15 protein-coding genes are annotated in these 18433 nt (G+C 68.6%); 6 read left to right on the top strand and 9 right to left on the bottom strand.

The window, feature by feature from the left end:
- Positions 1–8: 8 nt before the first annotated feature.
- The 4 genes from AC3WTE_RS12880 to AC3WTE_RS12865 all read right to left on the bottom strand — a co-directional run bounded on the left by AC3WTE_RS12880 (position 9) and on the right by AC3WTE_RS12865 (position 7016).
- Positions 9–1217 (bottom strand): polysaccharide biosynthesis protein, encoded by a 1209-nt coding sequence (locus tag AC3WTE_RS12880; protein ID WP_492437945.1) that lies wholly within the window; start codon positions 1215–1217, stop codon positions 9–11.
- Complete coding sequence (locus tag AC3WTE_RS12875) at positions 1214–2548, bottom strand: M1 family metallopeptidase (RefSeq protein ID WP_492437943.1); 1335 nt, start codon at positions 2546–2548, stop codon at positions 1214–1216. The genes AC3WTE_RS12880 and AC3WTE_RS12875 overlap by 4 nt, the downstream gene beginning before the upstream one ends.
- Positions 2545–6438, bottom strand: coding sequence for a Pls/PosA family non-ribosomal peptide synthetase (locus tag AC3WTE_RS12870; RefSeq protein ID WP_492437941.1), 3894 nt, complete (start codon positions 6436–6438; stop codon positions 2545–2547). Before AC3WTE_RS12870 ends, AC3WTE_RS12875 begins: the two co-directional genes overlap by 4 nt.
- Before the next feature lie 62 nt (positions 6439–6500).
- On the bottom strand, positions 6501–7016 hold the full coding sequence (locus AC3WTE_RS12865) for a 2-oxo-4-hydroxy-4-carboxy-5-ureidoimidazoline decarboxylase (RefSeq protein ID WP_492438268.1): 516 nt from the start codon (positions 7014–7016) through the stop codon (positions 6501–6503).
- A gap of 118 nt (positions 7017–7134) precedes the next feature.
- On the opposite strand from AC3WTE_RS12865, the gene AC3WTE_RS12860 reads away from it, so the two are divergent.
- Together AC3WTE_RS12860 and AC3WTE_RS12855 are read left to right on the top strand one after the other, a co-directional pair.
- Positions 7135–8418: an HNH endonuclease gene (locus tag AC3WTE_RS12860; RefSeq protein WP_492437939.1), complete on the top strand. Its 1284-nt coding sequence runs from the start codon at positions 7135–7137 to the stop codon at positions 8416–8418.
- A 35-nt stretch (positions 8419–8453) separates the two neighbouring features.
- Positions 8454–8861: a thiol-disulfide oxidoreductase DCC family protein gene (locus AC3WTE_RS12855; RefSeq protein WP_492437937.1), complete on the top strand. Its 408-nt coding sequence runs from the start codon at positions 8454–8456 to the stop codon at positions 8859–8861.
- On the opposite strand, the gene AC3WTE_RS12850 is transcribed toward AC3WTE_RS12855, so the two are convergent.
- The 3 genes from AC3WTE_RS12850 to AC3WTE_RS12840 are packed head-to-tail and all read right to left on the bottom strand — an operon-like array spanning position 8853 to position 12321.
- Positions 8853–9761, bottom strand: a complete 909-nt coding sequence (locus AC3WTE_RS12850) for an NAD-dependent epimerase/dehydratase family protein (RefSeq protein ID WP_492437935.1) — start codon at positions 9759–9761, stop codon at positions 8853–8855. The two genes, AC3WTE_RS12855 and AC3WTE_RS12850, sit on opposite strands and share 9 nt — an antisense overlap.
- The gene (locus AC3WTE_RS12845) at positions 9761–10912 is read right to left on the bottom strand and encodes a cytochrome P450 (protein ID WP_492437933.1); all 1152 of its coding nucleotides are present in this window, start codon (positions 10910–10912) and stop codon (positions 9761–9763) included. The genes AC3WTE_RS12850 and AC3WTE_RS12845 overlap by 1 nt, the downstream gene beginning before the upstream one ends.
- Positions 10909–12321, bottom strand: coding sequence for an ABC1 kinase family protein (locus tag AC3WTE_RS12840; protein ID WP_492437931.1), 1413 nt, complete (start codon positions 12319–12321; stop codon positions 10909–10911). Before AC3WTE_RS12840 ends, AC3WTE_RS12845 begins: the two co-directional genes overlap by 4 nt.
- A 105-nt stretch (positions 12322–12426) precedes the next feature.
- Here AC3WTE_RS12840 and AC3WTE_RS12835 point away from each other — a divergent pair, with 105 nt between their 5' ends.
- Positions 12427–12981, top strand: a complete 555-nt coding sequence (locus AC3WTE_RS12835; protein WP_492438267.1) for a TetR/AcrR family transcriptional regulator — start codon at positions 12427–12429, stop codon at positions 12979–12981.
- Positions 12982–12986: 5 nt separating this feature from the next.
- On the opposite strand, the gene AC3WTE_RS12830 is transcribed toward AC3WTE_RS12835, so the two are convergent.
- Together AC3WTE_RS12830 and AC3WTE_RS12825 are read right to left on the bottom strand one after the other, a co-directional pair.
- On the bottom strand, positions 12987–14396 hold the full coding sequence (locus tag AC3WTE_RS12830; RefSeq protein ID WP_492437930.1) for a lipase maturation factor family protein: 1410 nt from the start codon (positions 14394–14396) through the stop codon (positions 12987–12989).
- Positions 14397–14456: 60 nt separating this feature from the next.
- On the bottom strand, positions 14457–14945 hold the full coding sequence (locus tag AC3WTE_RS12825) for an inorganic diphosphatase (RefSeq protein ID WP_492437928.1): 489 nt from the start codon (positions 14943–14945) through the stop codon (positions 14457–14459).
- A gap of 99 nt (positions 14946–15044) precedes the next feature.
- On the opposite strand from AC3WTE_RS12825, the gene dacB reads away from it, so the two are divergent.
- Genes dacB through tilS form a run of 3 tightly spaced genes read left to right on the top strand, consistent with a single transcriptional unit; the run spans position 15045 to position 18414 of the window.
- A complete protein-coding gene (gene dacB, locus AC3WTE_RS12820) occupies positions 15045–16415 on the top strand; it encodes a D-alanyl-D-alanine carboxypeptidase/D-alanyl-D-alanine endopeptidase (RefSeq protein WP_492437926.1) in 1371 nt (456 codons plus the stop codon).
- Positions 16403–17461 (top strand): zinc-dependent metalloprotease, encoded by a 1059-nt coding sequence (locus AC3WTE_RS12815; RefSeq protein WP_492437924.1) that lies wholly within the window; start codon positions 16403–16405, stop codon positions 17459–17461. Before dacB ends, AC3WTE_RS12815 begins: the two co-directional genes overlap by 13 nt.
- Positions 17440–18414: a tRNA lysidine(34) synthetase TilS gene (gene tilS / locus AC3WTE_RS12810; protein WP_492437922.1), complete on the top strand. Its 975-nt coding sequence runs from the start codon at positions 17440–17442 to the stop codon at positions 18412–18414. Before AC3WTE_RS12815 ends, tilS begins: the two co-directional genes overlap by 22 nt.
- Positions 18415–18433 lie beyond the last annotated feature (19 nt).

Here is an 18433-nt window from a genome sequence, read left to right as displayed (position 1 = left end):
ATACACGCTCAGCGGCGCCTGATCGCGCCCAGCGCGGCCAGGTGGACGACGATTCCGACCAGCGGACCGCACATCAACGCCACGATGGTGCGGGTCTGCAGGTCCAGCGGCAGCAGCAACAACAGCGCTGCGGCCACCGTGGCGCTCACCCAGCCCACGGCGTAGGCCCGGTGCAGCGCGGCGGCGACGGTCGCGGCGCCGGTGAGGGTCAGGAAGGCGATGGTGACCGCACCGGCCGTCAACCAGGCCAGCAGCACACCGCTCGCGGCGTACTCGGGCCCGAACAGCGTGCGCAACAGCCACGGCCCGACCAGCCCGGCGGCCAGCACCGCCAGCCCGCCCAATCCGGCGAGCACCAGCGCCGGGGTGAGCAGGGCCCGCAGCCGCCGGTTGTCGACGAAATGCGCGATCAGATTGCCTTGCATCGCGGTCAGCGGTACCAGCAACGGGGCGCGCGTCAGCGTCACAGCCAGGATGATGACGCCGCCGGTGGCCCCGAGGTCCCGGGACGTGGCTTGCAGCAGCACGGGGAAGCCCATCACCAGGACGGCACTGGCGCCGGCGGCGGCGATCGAATGCGCCGAGCCGGTCAGGAAGGTCCGGGGTGTCCCGGGGGTGTGGATGGCCGCCGCCGACCGGGCCACGTGGGACGCCAGCAGCACGATCAGCCACGACATCGAGCCGGCGACGGTGGCCCACAGGTAGCCGTCCAATCCCCAGCCCAGCACGAATGCGGCAACGGCTACGGCAACCCGGATGCCCGCGTCGGTCACCATCAGCGTGCCGTACTGGGTCCAACCGTCGGCCCCGGCCAGCACGCCCAGCAGGGTGGCGTGCAGGCAGAAACCGGCCAGGCCGACGCTCAGCAGCGTCACGCTCAGCGGGGTGGACTCGACGAAGACGTGAGGCGCCCACAGCGGGGCGGTGCCGGCGATCAGCAGCGCCGCGGCGACGGCCACCACTGCCGCCACCCGGATCGGCTGCAGGTGCGGTCCCGGCTGGGGCTCGGCGGCCCGTGCGATGCGGACCTCACGGGTGGCTTCCTGCAGTAGCCCGTTGGCCGCGCCGGTGAACAACCCGAAGGCACCCCAGAACACGCTGAACACCGAGAAGCCTGCGGGGGCCAGATCACGCGCGGCGAGATACAGGATCGCGTAGCCGCAGAGCGCGCTGAGCACCGTCGCGACTGCGACCCTCGCCACACTGCTGGGGTTCACAGCGCCGGCAGCTCCGTCGTGTAGAGCCACGCGGTCCACAGTCCGCGCAGGGACTGGTCGGTGTAATTCGCGGCCAGTCCGGTGAAGTCGTCGGTCACGGCCGTCGAGTGCCGGTACCGGGTGGTCCAATCGCGCAGTAGTGCAAAGAAATTCGCGTCGCCGATGGCGCGCCGCAGGGCGTGCAGCGTCAGCGCGCCGCGCTTGTACACGCGGTCGTCGAACATGTCCTCGGGCCCGGGATCGGCCAGCAGCAGGTTCTGTGGCAAGTTGCGGAGCTTCTGCAGATTGTGCGCGGCCAGTTGGTCGGCGGTGCGCCAGCCCGACTCCTCGGCCCACAACCATTCGGCGTAACAGGCGAATCCTTCGTGCAGCCAGATGTCCCGCCAGCGGCGCACCGTCACCGAATTGCCGAACCACTGGTGCGCCATCTCGTGCGCGATCAGTCGCTCGGCGCCGCGGCGGCCGTCGCAATGGTTGGCGCCGAAGATCGAGATGCCTTGCGCCTCGAGAGGTATCTCCAGCTCATCGTCGGTGACCACCACGGTGTAGCCGCTCGACAGCGGATATGGCCCGAACAGCCGGGTGAACAGCTGCATCATCTGGGGCTGGCGGCCGAAGTCGTATTCGAAGTTGCGGATCAGTCGCTGTGGCAGGGCCGCGGACATCGGCACCCCAGATTTGGACAGCCGGATCGACTCGTACCGGCCGATCTGCAGGGTGATCAGGTAGGTCGACGTCGGCTCGGCGAGCTCGTACACCCATATGGTCTGGGCCGCACGGGTTTTACGGCTCACCAGCTCGCCGTTGGCGATGACGCGGTATGGGCTGTCGGTGCTGACCGCGATGCGGTAGCTGGCCTTGCTGCTGGGATGGTCGTCGCACGGGAACCAGGACGCCGCGCCGTTGGGCTGCCCGGCGACCAGGGCTCCCTCCGTCAGCTCCTCGAAACCGACTGTGCCCCAGATCGATTTGATCGGCCGCGGGTTGCCGCCGTAGCGCACCGTCACCTTCATCGCGGCCCCGGCGGGCAACGCATTGGGCAGGGTGATGTGCAGCTTGCCGTTGACGGTGCGGTACTTGGCCGGACGCCGGCCGTTGACTTCGACCTTGACCACCGACAGGGCATCGGACAGATCCAGGGTGAACCAGTGGAGCGACGCCAGGGTGACCGCGGTGATGCTGGCGATGCCCGTCAGGCGGTTGCTCTCCACCCGGTATTCGAGGCTCAGTTCGTAGCGGGACACCCGATACCCGAAGTTGCCGTTGTTCGGCAGATACGGATCGATCACCGGCGCAAGATTTTTGCTGTCCTTCTTGTTCGCCGGGCTCACGCGGCCTGCGCCTTTTGTCGATTGCCGGACTTGCGCTTCTTACCGACCCACGGGGCAATCGGATTGCCCTGCCAGCGAGTCGAGGCCGGCACCGCGTCGCCGCGCATCACCAGTGAGGCCGGGCCGACTGTCGCGCCGGCACCGATGCTGGCCGCGGGTAGCGCCACGCAGTGGGTGCCAAGGGTGGCGCCCGCTTCCAGCACCACGGTGTCCAACTGCATGATGCGGTCGTGGAACAGGTGGGTCTGCACGACGCAGCCCCGGTTCACCGTCGCGCCCCGGCCGAGCGTGACCAGGTCCGCCTCTGGCAGCCAATAGGTTTCGCACCACACGCCGCGTCCGATCGCGGCGCCGAGGGCCCGCAGCCACAAGTTCATCACCGGGGTGCCGCTGGCAGCCCGAGCGAACCACGGCGCCGCGACCGTCTCGACGAACGTGTCGGATACCTCGTTCCACCACACGAACGGTGACCACAGCGGATGCTCGACGGCCCGGATGCGCCCGACCATAAGCCATTTCGCCACCACCGCGATGGCCCCGGCGATGGCACCCGCGTTCAGCAGTACCAGTCCGGCGCCCAATGACGCCCACAGCCAACCGAATTCGCCGCTGAGGGCCTGCAGGACGCCGAGCACCGCCACCCCGATGCCGAACGACACCATCACCGGGATGATGCGCAGCGTCTCGACCGTCGACCGCATGATCTTCAGCCGCAGCGACGGGTGGAAGGTGAGCAGAGCGTCCGCCTCAGTTGGCTGGCGGCGCAGCCGGATCGGCGGGCTGCCCAGCCACGACGACCCGGCCTTGGCCTTGTACGGGGTCGCCGACAGCACGGCCACGAGTCCGTCGTCGGGGACCCGGCGACCGGGTTGCGTGATGCCGGAGTTGCCCAGGAACGCACGCCGTCCGACGGTCGCCTTGGCCACGTGGATCCAGCCGCCCCCGAGTTCGTATGACGCCACCATGGTGTCGTCAGCCAGGAACGCGCCGTCGTGCACTTCGGTGAACTTCGGCGTCAGCAGCGCCGTCGAAATCTCGGTGTCCTTACCGACTTTCGCGCCAAGGATCCGCAGCCACCATGGCGTGAGCAGGCTGGCGTAGATCGGGAACAGGTAGTTGCGGGCGGCGTCCATCAGCCGCTCGGTGGCCCACAGCTGCCAGCCCACGCGGCTGCGCACGGGGTGGTATCCCTCGGTCAGGCCGAGGGCCAGCAGACGCACCCCGATCACGGTCAGCACGGCGTACACCGCCATGGCGACCACCGCGGCGACGGGCGTCCACAACGCGACCGGCAGGATCGCCTCTCGCAGTGAATGGGTATGGCGCACCGGCAGGATCAGCACCGCGAGTCCGGCACCGAGGGCCAGGATCGGCAGCCCGCCCAGCAGCACCGACGTCAGCCCGTACATGGCCACCCAGATCGGCGCGCGACCCGGCCGCTCGTCGGGCCACGGGTGGTGGGCCTTGCCGGACTTCACCGCCGGTGAACCCTTCCAGTACTGCCCGGCCTTGACCTTGCCGATCACGCCGGAACCCGGTGCGACATCGGCGTTCTTGCCCACCACGGCACCCGGCAGCAGCGTGGTCCGGGCACCGATGGTGGCGTCGTTGCCGATGCTGATGGGTCCGACGTGGAAGAGGTCGCCGTCGATCCAGTGCCCGGTGAGGTCGACTTCCGGCTCGACGGAGCAGCGGTCACCGAGGGTGAGCATGCCGGTGACCGGCGGGGCCGAGTGCAGGTCGACGCCGTCGCCGACCTGGTTGCCCAGTGCCCGGGCGTAGTACACCAACCATGGTGCGCCGGCCTGGTTCTCGGCGCCGCTGGCCTCGCCGAGGCGTTCGGCGAGCCACACCCGCAGGTGCTCGGAGCCGCCGCGCTTGTAGGTGCCCGGTTCCAGTCCTGACAGCAGGGCCCGGGCGCAGAACACGGCGATGCCCATGCGGCCGATGGGCGTGACGAACACCAGGAATCCGATCAGGACCACCCACCAGTTCACGGTGCGGGCCCAGGGCAGCAGATGCAGCGCGGCAGCGGCGTTGTTCAGCAGCGCCAGCCAGACCACCCACTGCATGCCGGCCAGGGTGGCGAGTGGGACCGCGACGAGCGACTGGATCAGCTGGGTCGTCAGCGGAACCGGTGTGACGCTTCGGGTTTCGACCGCCGGTGGCGGGTCGAGTTCGTCGAGGTACCCGGCCAGTGAGCCGAGGCGCGGGTGGTCGTAAAGGTCGGCGACGGTGACCTGCGGGTACTTCTGGCGCAGCAGTGAGACGAGTTGTGCCGCGGACAACGAGCCGCCGCCGAGGGCGAAGAAGTCGGCGCCGGGGCCGTCGATGGGGGCGGCCAGGACATCGCGCCACAGTCCGGCGAGCCAGCCCATGGTGCCGTCCAGGTCGGGGCTGTCGTCGTAGCCCGAGCCCGCCGACTCAATGGGCCAGGGCAGCGCGTTGCGGTCGACCTTTCCGGATGTGCGCGTGGGCAATTCGTCGACCAGCACGAGACGCGGCACCAGCGCGGCGGGCAACGACTGTGCCAGTTCCTTGCGGGCCTTCGCGACGTCGAATTCAGGGTCTGCGCTGGCGATGTACCCCACCAGCAGGGGAGTGCCGGTGGCCGTCTTGCGCACCGCGGCGGCGCCGCCGCTGACGCCCGGCAGGTTGACCAGCGCGGCGTCGACCTCGCCGAGTTCGATCCGTCGTCCGCCGACCTTGACCTGATCGTCGGCGCGGCCCTGGAAGTACAAACCGTCCGCCTCGAGCCGGACCAGGTCACCGCTGCGATACGCGCGGCCCCAGCCGAGGGACTCCATCGGGGCGTACTTCTCGGCGTCCTTCTCCGGGTCCAGGTAGCGGGCCAGACCGACGCCGCCGATCACCAGCTCTCCGACATCGCCGTAGCCGACCTGCTGGCCGTCCTTGTCGACGACCGCGAGGTCCCAGCCGGGCAGGGGCAGCCCGATGCTGACCGGGCCACCACCGAGCGGCGCCAGGCAGGCGACGACGGTGGCCTCTGTGGGTCCGTAGGTGTTCCACACCTCGCGGCCCTCGACGGCCAGGCGCTCGGCGAGCTCGGGCGGGCAGGCCTCGCCGCCGAAGATCAGCAGGCGCACCGCCTCCAGCGCCTCGGCCGGCCACAAGGATGCCAGCGTGGGGACCGTCGAGACGACGGTGATGTCGCGGGAGACGAGCCAGGGGCCCAGGTCCATGCCACTGCGTACCAGCGAGCGCGGCGCCGGGACGAGGCAGGCGCCGTGGCGCCAGGCCAGCCACATCTCCTCGCAGGAGGCGTCGAAGGCAACCGACAGACCGGCCAGCACGCGGTCGCCCGGGCCCAGCGGGTTGTCCCGCAGGAAGATCTCGGCCTCGGCGTCGACGAACGCCGCGGCGTTGCGGTGCGTGACCGCCACACCCTTCGGGGTACCGGTGGAGCCCGACGTGAAGATGATCCAGGCGTCGTCGCGGGTCAGTGGCTGGCCGGCCAGCCAGCCACGAGTGGAGCCGGGCCCGCGGACGAGGCCGGCTTCGGTGATGATGCCGACGACGCCGGCTTCACCGAAGACCAGCGCGGCACGTTCCTCGGGATCGTCGGCGTCGACTGGGACGTAGGCCGCGCCGGTTGCGAGGGTCGCCAGAATCGACACGTAGAGCGCGTAGCTGCCGGACGGCATGCGGATGCCGATGCGGTCACCGCGGCCGATTCCCCGGGCGGCCAGCCAGGTCACGCTTTCCTGGACGTCGGCGATCAGCTCGGCGTAGGTGAGCTGGACGGTGCCGTCATCGATCGCAGGCGCATCGGGATATTGGTCGGCCGTGGCGTAGAGGATGTCGATGAGGGTCCGAGCCTGCGGTGCGTCTGCTGAACGCACGTACTGCGGGGGGATCTCCTGATGCACGGGTACAAACTACTAAGGCTTGGCGAACGCTTCCCGGCGGCGGGCACGCCGTGGCGGCTTCGTTACCAGTTGTTGTAGCCGCCCTCGGGTCCGAGCATGCGCTCCAGCCGGGTCCGGTTGATCCGGGCCAGCTCGTTGCGGACGACCTTGCGCTCGGTCTCGTGGTCGTTGTGCATGCGGTCGGCCATGTGGTTCAGCACTTCCTCTGCGCTCATTGCTCCGACGAACATCACGAAGTCGAAGCCGAAGTGATCGCGATAGGTGGACGCATTCATCGTCAGCGTTGCCATCAGGCCGGGGTCACGGTCGCACACCGCGCACTGTTCGAACTGCGATCGGACGCTGCCGGGCCGGCGCCCGACCTGCGGATAGGCCTGAAGGATCTCGTCCACCGAGGCATCGCTGAGGGCGAAGAGGAGGTCGTCGGCCCGCCGGAAGAGGCGGTCGTGGTCGGTGTAGTCCCGTCCGTCGGCGAGGCTGCCGGCCAGCGGCACGCTGTAGCAGCATTCGTACAGTGCGTGCACCGCCCGCTGCTTCGGCATGGCGTTGAACGCGTCGAGACCGATTCCCTGATGCATCAACACATAGACATGGTCGAACTCGCAGGGTACAAGCAGATTTCCCCGTGTTACAGCGGGGCAAATTCGTGTACCAGGGTCCTGGCGCGCATCAGATTCGTCGGTTAATATAGAACGTATGTTCGAATGTTTGATAGAGATTCTCCCCGGCGCCGGGGAGGCGGCACTGCGGGATCAGCTCGTTGAACTCGAACGGCTCAAAGGTCTGGTCGCCGCGCAGCAGGTGCGCGTGACCGCGGCGTGGGACGCGATTCGGCAGGCCGACGGAAAGTCTTCGCGGGGTCTGGGGACCGAGATCGGGCTGGCCCGGCGCCAATCGCCCTATCAGGGCAAGCAGTACCTGGCCACGGTTCGGATGCTGATTGGTGGCATGCCGCACACCCTGGCCGCGCTCGAATCCGGGGCGCTCTCGGAATGGCGGGCCGGGTTGATCTGCCGCGAAGCGGCCTGCCTATCGCCGGGTGATCGAGCGAAGTTGGATGCCCAGATGTGCGCCGAGCCCGGAGATCTGGAGGGGCTGGGCGACAAGAAGATCACGGCCCGGGCAAAGCGCATCGCCTATCGGCTCGACCGGGAAGCCGTACTGGACAAGATTCGGCAGGCCCCGAGTGGGCGGCGGGCGACCATCCGACCCGCTCCCGATGGGATGGCGTACCTGACGGTGGTTCTGCCGGTGGTCGAGGCCTACGAGACGTATGGGGCGTTGAAGGCCGCTGCCGGCGAGGCCACACGCGATGGCTGCGCCGACGGGCGGACCTGCAGTCAGATCATGGCCGACACCGTGGTCGAACGTGTCACGGGTCGAAACCCACTCACCGTGCCGGCGTCGGTGGCGGTCAACCTCGTGCTCTCTGACGACACCCTGCTCGCCGGCGGCTCCGAACCGGCGCACCTGGAGGGCTATGGTCCTATCCCCGCGGTCCTGGCTCGTCAACTCATCGAACGAGCGGTTCTCGACGAGCAGGCCGAAGCGTCGTTGCGGCGGCTCTACGCTCAGCCTGCCACCGGCAATCTGGTCGCGATGGAGTCGAAATCACGAACCTTCCCCAAGGGGCTGGCCCGGTTCATCGCCATGCGCGACCAAACGTGCCGTACGCCGTACTGCAACGCCCCGATTCGGCACCTCGACCACGTCACCCCACACGTGGCGGACGGGCCCACCGCTGCCCGCAACGGGCAAGGCCTCTGCGAGCACTGCAACTACGTCAAAGAAGAACCCGGTTGGCACGCCCGTACCACCTACGACCGGTACGGGCGGCACACCACCGAACTGACCACCCCGACCGGTGCGGTCTACACCTCGACTGCGCCACCGATGCCAACCGGATTGCAGGTACTGATGCGCAGAGTGCATCTCGCGATCATCGACAAGGGATCGCGGCCGCGCATTCTGTGTCAGTAGCCAGATGTGTGCCGACTCACGGCAACGGAGTGCGCTTGGCGGCGCATGATGAAGACGTGGACGGTGTGCTGTTCTTCGACGGCAAGTGCGGGATGTGCACCCGCGCGCGTAACGCGCTGCTGCGAATGAACCGGACGGGCCGGCTCCGCACCGAACCACTGCAGAAACCGGGCACCGCTGAACGTCTCGGTGTAACACCGGAACACCTCATGGAATCGGTGTGGTGGCTGGATTCGTCGGGTGAAGTGTTCGGCGGTGCCAAGGCGGCCAATGCGGCGGTGTCGGCGGCACTTGGCACTCGTTTTCCGTTGTGGGTCTACGGCATCCCGGGGGTCGGTGCGATCCAGGAGTGGGTCTACCGGTGGATCGCGACGCATCGCTACGACTTCCGCGGCGTCACGCCATGGTGCGAATCTGCACCGTCGGAATGTCTTTCAGCGTAACTGCGCCATCGCGCGGTAGCCCTCGGCGGCGCTCGGGTAACGGGGCCGCCAGCCCGAAACGTCGCGAAAGCGCTTGTTGCTCACCCGAAGTGACCTGGTGATCGACGTGAGCCGGTCACCGAGCAGAAGGCCCAGCCTTCCGGGCGCGCTGAACCAGATGCGACGCCCGACGGCCGCGGCGCAGGCCTCGGCATATTCCCGCTTGGTCAGTGGCATGTCGTCGACGACGTTGTAGGTGCCGCCGGGTGCTGTGAGCGCCGCGATGACAGCGTTCGCCGCGTCCGCGACATGGATCGACGACATGTAGGTGTCGCTGCGGCCTGGGGAGAACCCTATGTGCCACTTGGCCATATCGAGGATCTGTTCACTGTGGGCCGCGTGCGGACCGTAGAACACCCCGAACCGCAGGATCGTCGCCTCTCCGCCGCCCGCGGCGAACCGGCGCGCGCTGGCCTCGGCGGCGTGGTTGCCACGGGTGATCGGGTAGTGGTCGACGGGCTGGTTTTCATCGAGCCAAGTCGCCCCGCCGTCGCGGTAGATCATCACGACAGATTCCTGAAGCATTTTGGGGACAGCGGCATCCCGGGCGGCGTCGACGACGGTGGCCGAGCCCTCTGATCGGACCCGCTCGCATTCCGCCCATGCGGATTTGCGGATGAAGGCGGTGGTCGCCGGCAGCGCGGATGCCAGGTTGACCACCGCGTCGTGGCCGGCGAACGCGTCAGCCAGTTCGCGGCGGTCGAACAGGGACACTGAAACCGGTGCAGCGCCTTGGCTCCGCAACCACGCGGCCTTGTCCGCGCCGCGAGCCAGGGCAGTGACGGTATGGCCCGCCGCGACCAATGCCGGGACAGTGTGGACACCGATGGCGCCCGTCCCGCCGGTGACGAACACCCGCATCAGTGGAACACCACCGGCACCGTCTGTGGCCCCCGAATGGCCGGGGTATCGCGCCACGCGACAGGACCGCTGACAACAGGTTGGCGGGCAAGGACTTCCCGCAGCGCGACGGTCAGCTCCAGCTGGGCCAGGGCCGAACCCAGGCAGTAGTGGGCCCCGTAGCCGAAGGCCAGGGGAGCGGGGCCGGTGCGTCCCAACCGGAAGCGGTCTGGCTCGTCGAACACCGACGGGTCGCGGTTGGCGGCAGCCACCACGACGACGACGCTGTCTCCGGCGGCGATGTCGGCCCCGGCCAGCCGGTGGTTCTCGGTGGCGGTGCGCACCGTCGACTGCACGGGGCCGTCGAGCCGCAACAGCTCGGTGAACACCGCTCCGTCGACGGCGTCGACCCGCTCATTCACCAGTCGAATCAGTCCTGCACCAAGGAGATTCGCCGTGGTCTCGTGCCCGGCGACCGCGATCAGGATGGCCGTCACCACGACGTCATCGAGAGACAGGTCGGGATCGGTGGCGATGAAGCTGAACAGATCGTCGCCGGGATGGGCCCGTCGGTCGGCGGCGAGCGGCAGGAACTCCGCCATCAATGCGGCGGCGGCACCGAACCCCTCGGCCACCTCCGCGGGATCGGCCAGGGTGCCCAGCATGCGGATGATCGACGGGGACAGCTCCCGCAGCGACGCCGCGTGGCCCGGATCGAGGTCCAGCCATTCGCCGACCACCGCGATCGGCAGCGGCAGGGCGATCTGCGACATGAAATCGAACGGCTCACCGGTGGGCGCCTGTGCGATGACCTCGGCGGCAATCGTCTCCACGCCCTCTGTCAATCCGGCAATCGTGCTGCGCGTGAAGGCGTCCCGGACCGCGCCGCGCAGCCGGTCGTGGTCGGCGCCGTCGGTGAAAAGCATCGAGGCCTTGGTGAATTCCGGCGCCATCATGGTCATGGATGCGCGTGCCACCGGGTTGGCCAGTGGATCGCTGGTCCAGCCGGACCCGCCGAGCACCGTCCGGGCCGCCTCGTAGCCGAGCACCAGCCAACCTTGGGCGACGTTGTCCCACACGACATCTCCGTCGCGCCGCCGGGCTTCGTAGAAGGGGTAGGGATCGGCGGCGTCCCAGGGCAGCCGCGCCGCGGTGACGTCAGCGGTGCTCATGATCGGCCGTCCACTCCGAAAGGTAAGCCGCGGCCGCGAACCCAGGCCACGTGCTGGTGGCCCAACTCGGTGATCGGCTCCGCGACGCCGTCCATGTCGTCGACTGCGGCACGGGCGTAGAAGGTCGCGTGCAAGGCGGTGAAGATGGCGTTCATCGACAGGTTCAGCCGGGAGAAGAACACGAAGTCAGGCGGCACCGTGATATGCCGCATGAGGTGGTCGGCGTCGCGGACATCGAGCAATGACGCGATGGCGCGCCGTGAGGTCTCTTCGGTGTAGGTCACCGGTTGCGGGGCGAGCAACTCGTAGATGATCTGCTGATACCAGCGGTGGGCGTCATCGGCAGTGAGTACGGAATCTGCTGTGAAGAAACCGCTTTCGACCATGCCTGCGCGCAGACGGTCCTTTTGTCCGTCCACCGCGGAGCGGAGCATCTGCACGATCAGGCGGCGTTGGCGTTCGGTGAGTACCTTCACGCAGCCGAAGTCGACGAATCCGACCGTGCCGTCGAGGCCGAATCGGTAATTGCCCGGGTGCGGGTCGGCGTGGAACAGATTGCCGTGCCGGTACGCTCCGGCGATGAACCGGGTGATCACCTCGCCCCAGGTATCCTTCAAATTCTGATCGACGTCTTGCGCTGCGGCCCAGTCCAATCCGTCCAGGTACGTCATGGTGAGGACGCGGTCACCCGATGACTCGCGAACGACCTCAGGTACCCGGATGAACGGATGATCGCGGTACAGCTCATGGAACGCGGTGATGTGGGCGGCCTCGCGGCGGTAGTCGATCTCCTCGGAGATGCGTTCGGAAATCTCTGCGGCGATGGGTGTGACATCGGGAAGGACGGCGCCGAGCGTGTTGGCCGCGCCCGCCGCGAACCGGAACATCGTCGCCAGCAGTTCAGTGTTTGACAGGTCATCGCGAATAGCTTGTGCCACACCGGGGTACTGAATTTTCACGGCGACGTCGCGGCCGTCGTGCAAGACGGCCCGGTGGACCTGTCCGATGGACGCCGCCGCCATCGGTTGGTCGGAGAACGACGCGAAGACGGCCGAGATCGGGCGCCCCAGGTCGTCCTCGACGACCTGTCGGGCCAGTGCCGAGTCCATCGGCGGCGCGTCGGCCTGCAGCCGGGTCAGCGCCCGCTGGTACGGCGAGAGTTCACCGGCGCCAATGGCATTGGCGTCGACCATGGACACCAACTGGCCGGCCTTCATCAACACGCCCTTGGAGTGGCCGAGCAATTCGGCGTACTGCTCGGCGGTGCGTTCGTGGAAGCGTTCGACGGCGCCGGTGTTGCCGGCCTTCTCCCGCAGCGCCGCGACCATCCGTCCACCGGCAGCGCGTGCGGTGAAGCCGGCGACCGGCATGGTGCGGCGGATGCGTCCGCGCGGCACATTCCCGGTCATTGCGCCTCCCAGCGTTGTATGGTGACCTAGTACGAAACATATGACAGTTCTTATAGGCGGTCAAGAGTGCAGACATCGACCAAAGAACGGCTGGTCACCGAGGCCATGCGGCTGTTCAGTGAGCAGGGCTACAACGCCACCAGCATCACTCAGATCGAGAAAGCGGCCGGCCTGGTGCCGGGCTGCGGCGCGCTCTACAACCACTTCAAGACCAAAGAGGCCGTGCTCGCGGCCGGGATCGACCGGCAGCTGGACCGGCGCCGCGCGATGCACGACATCGGCGCGCTGTTCGCCGGTGAAGGAGAGCTGCGGACAGAACTCACGCTGCTCGGCCGGTACGTGCTGAGCGTGCTGAACCAGGAGAGTCAGTTCCTGCAGGTGGCAGCCCGCACGCCGGCGGATCAGTCGGACCGCGTCAACGGGGCCTATGCCGCCCTGGTCGACGGCCTCTACAGCGAGCTGGCTGATTGGATTTGGGGTTGCGCGCCCGGCCTCGATCGGAACGAGGCCAGGCGGATCGCGGTGGTCGGGGTCAACGCGCTGCTGGGCAAGCACGCGACGCGCGTCGTCTTTCACGCCCCGCAGTCGGACACCCCCGATGACGAGTACATCGCGGACTGGACGGCTATGCTGGCGGGCCGGATCGAAGCGGCGCGCTGACCCCGTCATCGAGTCGGCAGTGCCACCGGCGGGAAGTACTGGCCTTCGGCGGTGCGGTGCCACCACACGCGGTCCTGCCGGAGCTCGCGGGGTGTGGTGTAGCGGTAACGAAAAGTCTGAGCGCGCACATAGCGGGGCGGTGATTCCGGGAAAGGATTGTGCCGCAGCAGCTTCAGCGTTTCCGCGTCACCCCGTAGCAATCGCTCCAGCAGGCCGACGAACCACTGCCGCCCGTAGGTCGGTGAGATGGCGGCGAACCACATCATCCAGTCGAGACGCAGATGGTAGGGCGCCCACTGGCGCGGCAAGCGGCCGATGGCGCCGGGCTTGCCCTTGAACTCGTATTCCTGCCATACCGTCTGATCGGTGATTTCAGGTTCGTCGGTGCCCTCGATCACCACCTCCCGCCGGATGCGGCCGATCGAGCCGAATGCGCCGTACGTATTAACCAGGTGCAGCGAGTTGAACGAGGCGTTCATGCGCTGCCCCGGCGAGATCAGATTTCGCGCCGGCCAATAGCTCAACACCACGACCAGCACACCGAACGCGACAACGAGCGCCATGAACCAGGCCGGGGCTGCCGGCTGCATGGCCGGTGCCGGCACCGGCGCGGCTATCGCGCTGAAAGCCAGCACCATCGTCAGCCAATTCAGCCAGGCGTAGTTGCCGGAGATCACGAGCCACAGCTGGGTGATCACCACGATGCCGCCCGCGACAGTGGCAACGGGCTGCGGCGCGAACAAGCCGAACGGCACCACGAGTTGGGTGACGTGGTTGACCGCCACCTCGACCCGGTGCAGCGGCCTGGGCAGGTGATGGAAGAACCAGCTCAGCGGGCCCGGCATGGGCTGGGTCTCGTGGTGGTAGTAGAGGCACGTCAGGTCGCGCCAGCAGCGGTCACCGCGCAGTTTGATCAGTCCCGCACCGAACTCGGTGCGGAAAACCAGCCATCGCGCGAGCCAGATCACCAGCACCGGCGGCGCGATGGTGTCGTTTCCGAGGAATATCGCCAGAAACCCGGCCTCCAGCAGCAGGGACTCCCAGCCGAAGGCATACCACTGCTGCCCGACGTTGACGATCGACAGGTACAGCACCCACAGCAGTAGCCACCCGAGCATCGCCGCCCACAGCGGTACGAGATCGCCGGCGCCCGCGACCAGCGCAAGACTGAGCGCCGCACCGCACCAGGCGACGGTCGCGAAGAACCTATCGGAGTAGTGCCAATGGAAGATGCTGGGCGCCTGCCGGAATGACACCGCGGCCAGATAGCGCGGAATCGGCAGCATGCCGTGTTCGCCGAGCAATGCGCGGAATTGCCTTGCGGCGCAAATGAACGCAATCAGGTACACGCCGGCGATGCCGCGCTCCAGCACCAGCCGGCTGAACCAGTATTCGGGCGCTGAGAACCATTCCATCTGGAGTCCTGACCCCGCTGTACCTCTTTCAGGGTACGGCGGGGGACAGGGCTCCGCGGGTCAGTGCTCTTGTTCTTCGAACCGGGCGATCGAGCGGGCCAGCTCTTCTTCGGCCTCTTTGCGGCCGACCCAGTCGGCGGCCTTGACGAACTTGCCCGGTTCCAGGTCCTTGTAGTGCACGAAGAAGTGCTTGATGGCGTCCAGCTCGAACTTCGAGATGTCGCTGACGTCCTGGATGTGGTCCCAGCGCGGGTCACCGGCGGGCACGCAGAGCAGCTTGTCGTCGCCGCCGGCCTCGTCGGTCATCTTGAACATGGCGACCGGGCGGGCGTCGACGATGCAGCCCGGGAAGACCGACTCGGTGAGCAGCACCAGCGCGTCCAGCGGGTCGCCGTCCTCGCCGAGGGTGTTCTCGAAGAACCCGTAGTCGGTGGGGTAGCCCATGGGGGTGAACAGGTAGCGGTCGAGCTTCACCCGGCCGGTCTCGTGGTCCACTTCGTACTTGTTGCGCGAACCCTTGGGGATCTCGATGACGACTTCGTGCTCCACCGGGAGGCTCCTTAGCTCTGTGCTGATAACCGGGTACACCTTAGACGAGCGATACCCTGCTCAGTGACATCCGACGACCCGGAGCAGTTCAGGAGCAGCATGCGGCCCACCCGGTGGCGCCGATCGACCCACGTGGTGATCGGTGTGGCAGTTCTGGTGCTGGTCGCCGCACTGGTGGCAGCGGCCGCAGTGATGACGAGGCACGAGGCCGTCCCCACAGCCGGGACGGCCGTCAAGCCCCGACCGGCGCTCGTCACGCCCCGGCCCGGGGTGCAGCCGGTCTCCGACTCCGCCGCGCAACCGGTGCCCGGGCAGCTGGCCGCCGTGCTGGCGCCGCTGGCGGCGAACCCGAATCTCGGCATGCTGGGCGGCAGGGTCACCGATGCCGTCACCGGCACCCAGCTGTGGGCCCAGGGCGCGAGCATCCCGTTGCAGCCCGCGTCGACGAACAAGACGCTGACGGCCGCCGCCGCGCTGCTCACGCTCGACCGCAACGCCCGGCTGACCACGACGGTCGTATCGGGCGACACCCCCGGCGTCGTGGTGCTCAAGGGCGGCGGTGACCCGACGCTGTCCGCGGCACCGCCCGGCACCGACACCTGGTACGGCGACGCGGCCCGCATCTCCGACTTGGCCGACCAGATCCGCAAAGCCGGCATCACACCCACGGCCGTGCAGGTCGACGTCAGCCTCTACTCCGGCCCGACGATGGCGCCGGGCTGGGACCTGGCCGACATCGAGGGCGGTGACTGGGCTCCGATCCAGTCGGTGATGATCGACGCCGGTCGTGTTCAACCCACCACCGTGGAGTCCAGGCGGTCGACCACCCCGGCGCTCGACGCCGGGCGGGCCCTGGCTGCGGCGCTGCGCGTCGATCCCGCCGACGTGACGATCCGCACCACGCCGGCCGGCGGCCAGCAGCTCGCGGCGGTGCAATCCCCGCCGCTGATCGAGCGCCTGCGCGAGATGATGGGCGCCTCCGACAACGTCATTGCCGAGTCGGTCGGCCGCGAGGTCGCCGCCGCGGTGAACCAGCCGCAGAGTTTCGACGGCGGGGTCCGCGCCGTCCTCGGGCAGCTGGCGAAGGCGGGACTGACGACTTCGGGTGCGACGCTGTTCGATGCCAGCGGCCTGTCGGTCAATGACCGGCTCACCGCGACCGTTCTGGACGACGTGGTCAATGCCGCCGCGGGCAACAGCGAACCCCGCCTGCGCCCGCTGCTCGACGCCCTGCCGATCGCCGGTGGCAGCGGCACGCTCTGGAACCGCTACGCCGACACCCCGTCGGCCGGATACCTGCGGGCCAAGACCGGCTCGCTGACGGGTACCAACGCGCTGGCGGGCATCGTCACCGATCAGAGCGGACGAGTCCTGACCTTCGCCCTGATCTCCAACAACGCCGGTCCGGAAGGTCGCACCGCACTGGACGCCCTGGCTGCGGCGTTCCGGTCCTGCGGGTGCGGCTCGTGAGCCGGACGCCGACAGTCGGCCGTGCCGTCGACTGGGGCTTCGCCGCCACGGTCGGTGCCAAACTGACCCGCCCCGAGCCGGAGACCACCGACTACACCCGCAACCAGGTGCGCGAGCAGCTCGCCGATTCGGCCCGCCGGGCCGAGCTCCCGGTGCGGGAGGTGACGCTGCTGGGCGAGGGTGCCGAGATGCCCGAAGCGCGCGTCGTCGACCGGCAGGACTGGGTGCGCGCCGCCAGCGAATCGATGCGGGTGATGACGGGCGGCGAAACATCAAGTGCCAGAGGCCTTGCCGCGATGGTCGGCGGGCGGATCGCGGGCGCGCAGACCGGCGCGGTGCTGGCGTTCGTGTCGTCGGGCATCCTGGGGCAGTACGACCCGTTCGCCGGCAATCGTGGCGAACTCCTCTTGGTGGCCCCGAATGTGATTGCCGCAGAACGGCAATTGAAGGTCGATCCGTCCGACTTCCGGCTCTGGGTGTGTCTGCACGAAGTGACGCACCGCGTGCAGTTCCGCGCCAACCCGTGGCTCACCGACCACATGTCGCAGGCGCTGGCGGTCCTGACGGACGAGTCCGGCCTGGATGCCGGTGACATCGCCGGCCGGTTGGCCGAGTATGTGCGCGCCCAGCGCAGCGGCGAGGCCGACCCGAATTCGCAAGGCATCCTGGGCGTCATGCGCATCATGCAGTCCGACGAGCAGCAGCGCGCGCTGGACCAGTTGCTGGTGTTGGGGACCCTGCTGGAAGGTCACGCCGACCACGTGATGGACGCCGTCGGGCCGGCGGTGGTGCCGTCGGTGGCCGCCATCCGCAGCCGGTTCGACGAGCGTCGGCACCGCAAACATTCGCCGCTGCAACGGATCCTCCGCGCCCTGCTTGGCGTCGACGCCAAGGTGGCGCAGTACACCCGCGGCAAGAAGTTCGTCGACGAGGTGGTGTCGACGGTCGGCATGACACGGTTCAACGCGATCTGGACAGACGGCGAAACCCTGCCGCTGCCAACCGAAATCGACGAGCCGCGGCGATGGATCGATCGAGTGCTCTGATGTCGCTGCGCGCGGCCGTCGCCGGCTTCGCGCGCCGGCATCCGGCCGACCGCTGGTGCGTCGGGCTTTCCGGGGGCGCCGACTCGCTGGCGCTGACGGCTGTTGCCGCCGCCCTGAAACCGACCACCGCCTTGATCGTCGACCACGGTCTGCAATCCGGATCGGCGGAGGTGGCGGCCACGGCCGCCGCTCAAGCCAGGAAACTGGGTTGTGTTGACGCCCAGATCATTTCCGTCGACGTCGGCACCGCTGGCGGCCCAGAAGGTGCCGCCCGTACCGCGCGGTATGACGCATTGAACCAGGCCCGCGGCGGGGCGCCGGTGCTGCTCGCACACACGCTCGACGACCAGGCCGAGACGGTACTTCTCGGGTTGGGTCGGGGCTCGGGCCCGAGATCCATTGCCGGCATGCGGGTTTGGGACCCGCCGTGGGGCCGTCCCCTGCTGGAGGTACGGCGTGCCGCCACCGAGGCCGCCTGCGCCGAGCTGGGGCTCACGCCGTGGCAGGACCCGCACAACACCGACCCGCGCTACACCCGCGTGCGGCTGCGCACCGAGGTGCTGCCGCTGCTCGAAGAGGTGCTGTCCGGCGGGGTCGCGCCGGCGCTGGCCCGTACCGCCGCCGCCCTGCGGGAGGACAACGACGCCCTCGACGCCCTGGCCGCCGGGCATCTGGCCGCACTGCGCAGCGACTCGGGACCTGGCACCGCCGCCGGCCTGGCCGTCGCCGGACTCGAGGACCTCCCGGCTGCCCTGCGGCGCCGGGTGATCCGCGGCTGGCTGCTGGATGTCGGAGCGACGGCGCTCACCGACGTGCAGCTGCGCGCCGTCGACGCGCTGGTCGGGGACTGGCACGGGCAGGGCGGCACCGCGGTGCCCTCGCCGCTGCGGTATCAGCGGTTCGTGGTCACCCGCCGCGCCGGAATGCTCACAGTCGCCGCCCGGCCCGTGTGACCGACCGCGCAGCGGGACG

The organism is Mycobacterium sp. FW102-FHT13B02 (genome assembly GCF_058790275.1).
This window is presented reverse-complemented; position numbering and strand designations above follow the sequence as displayed.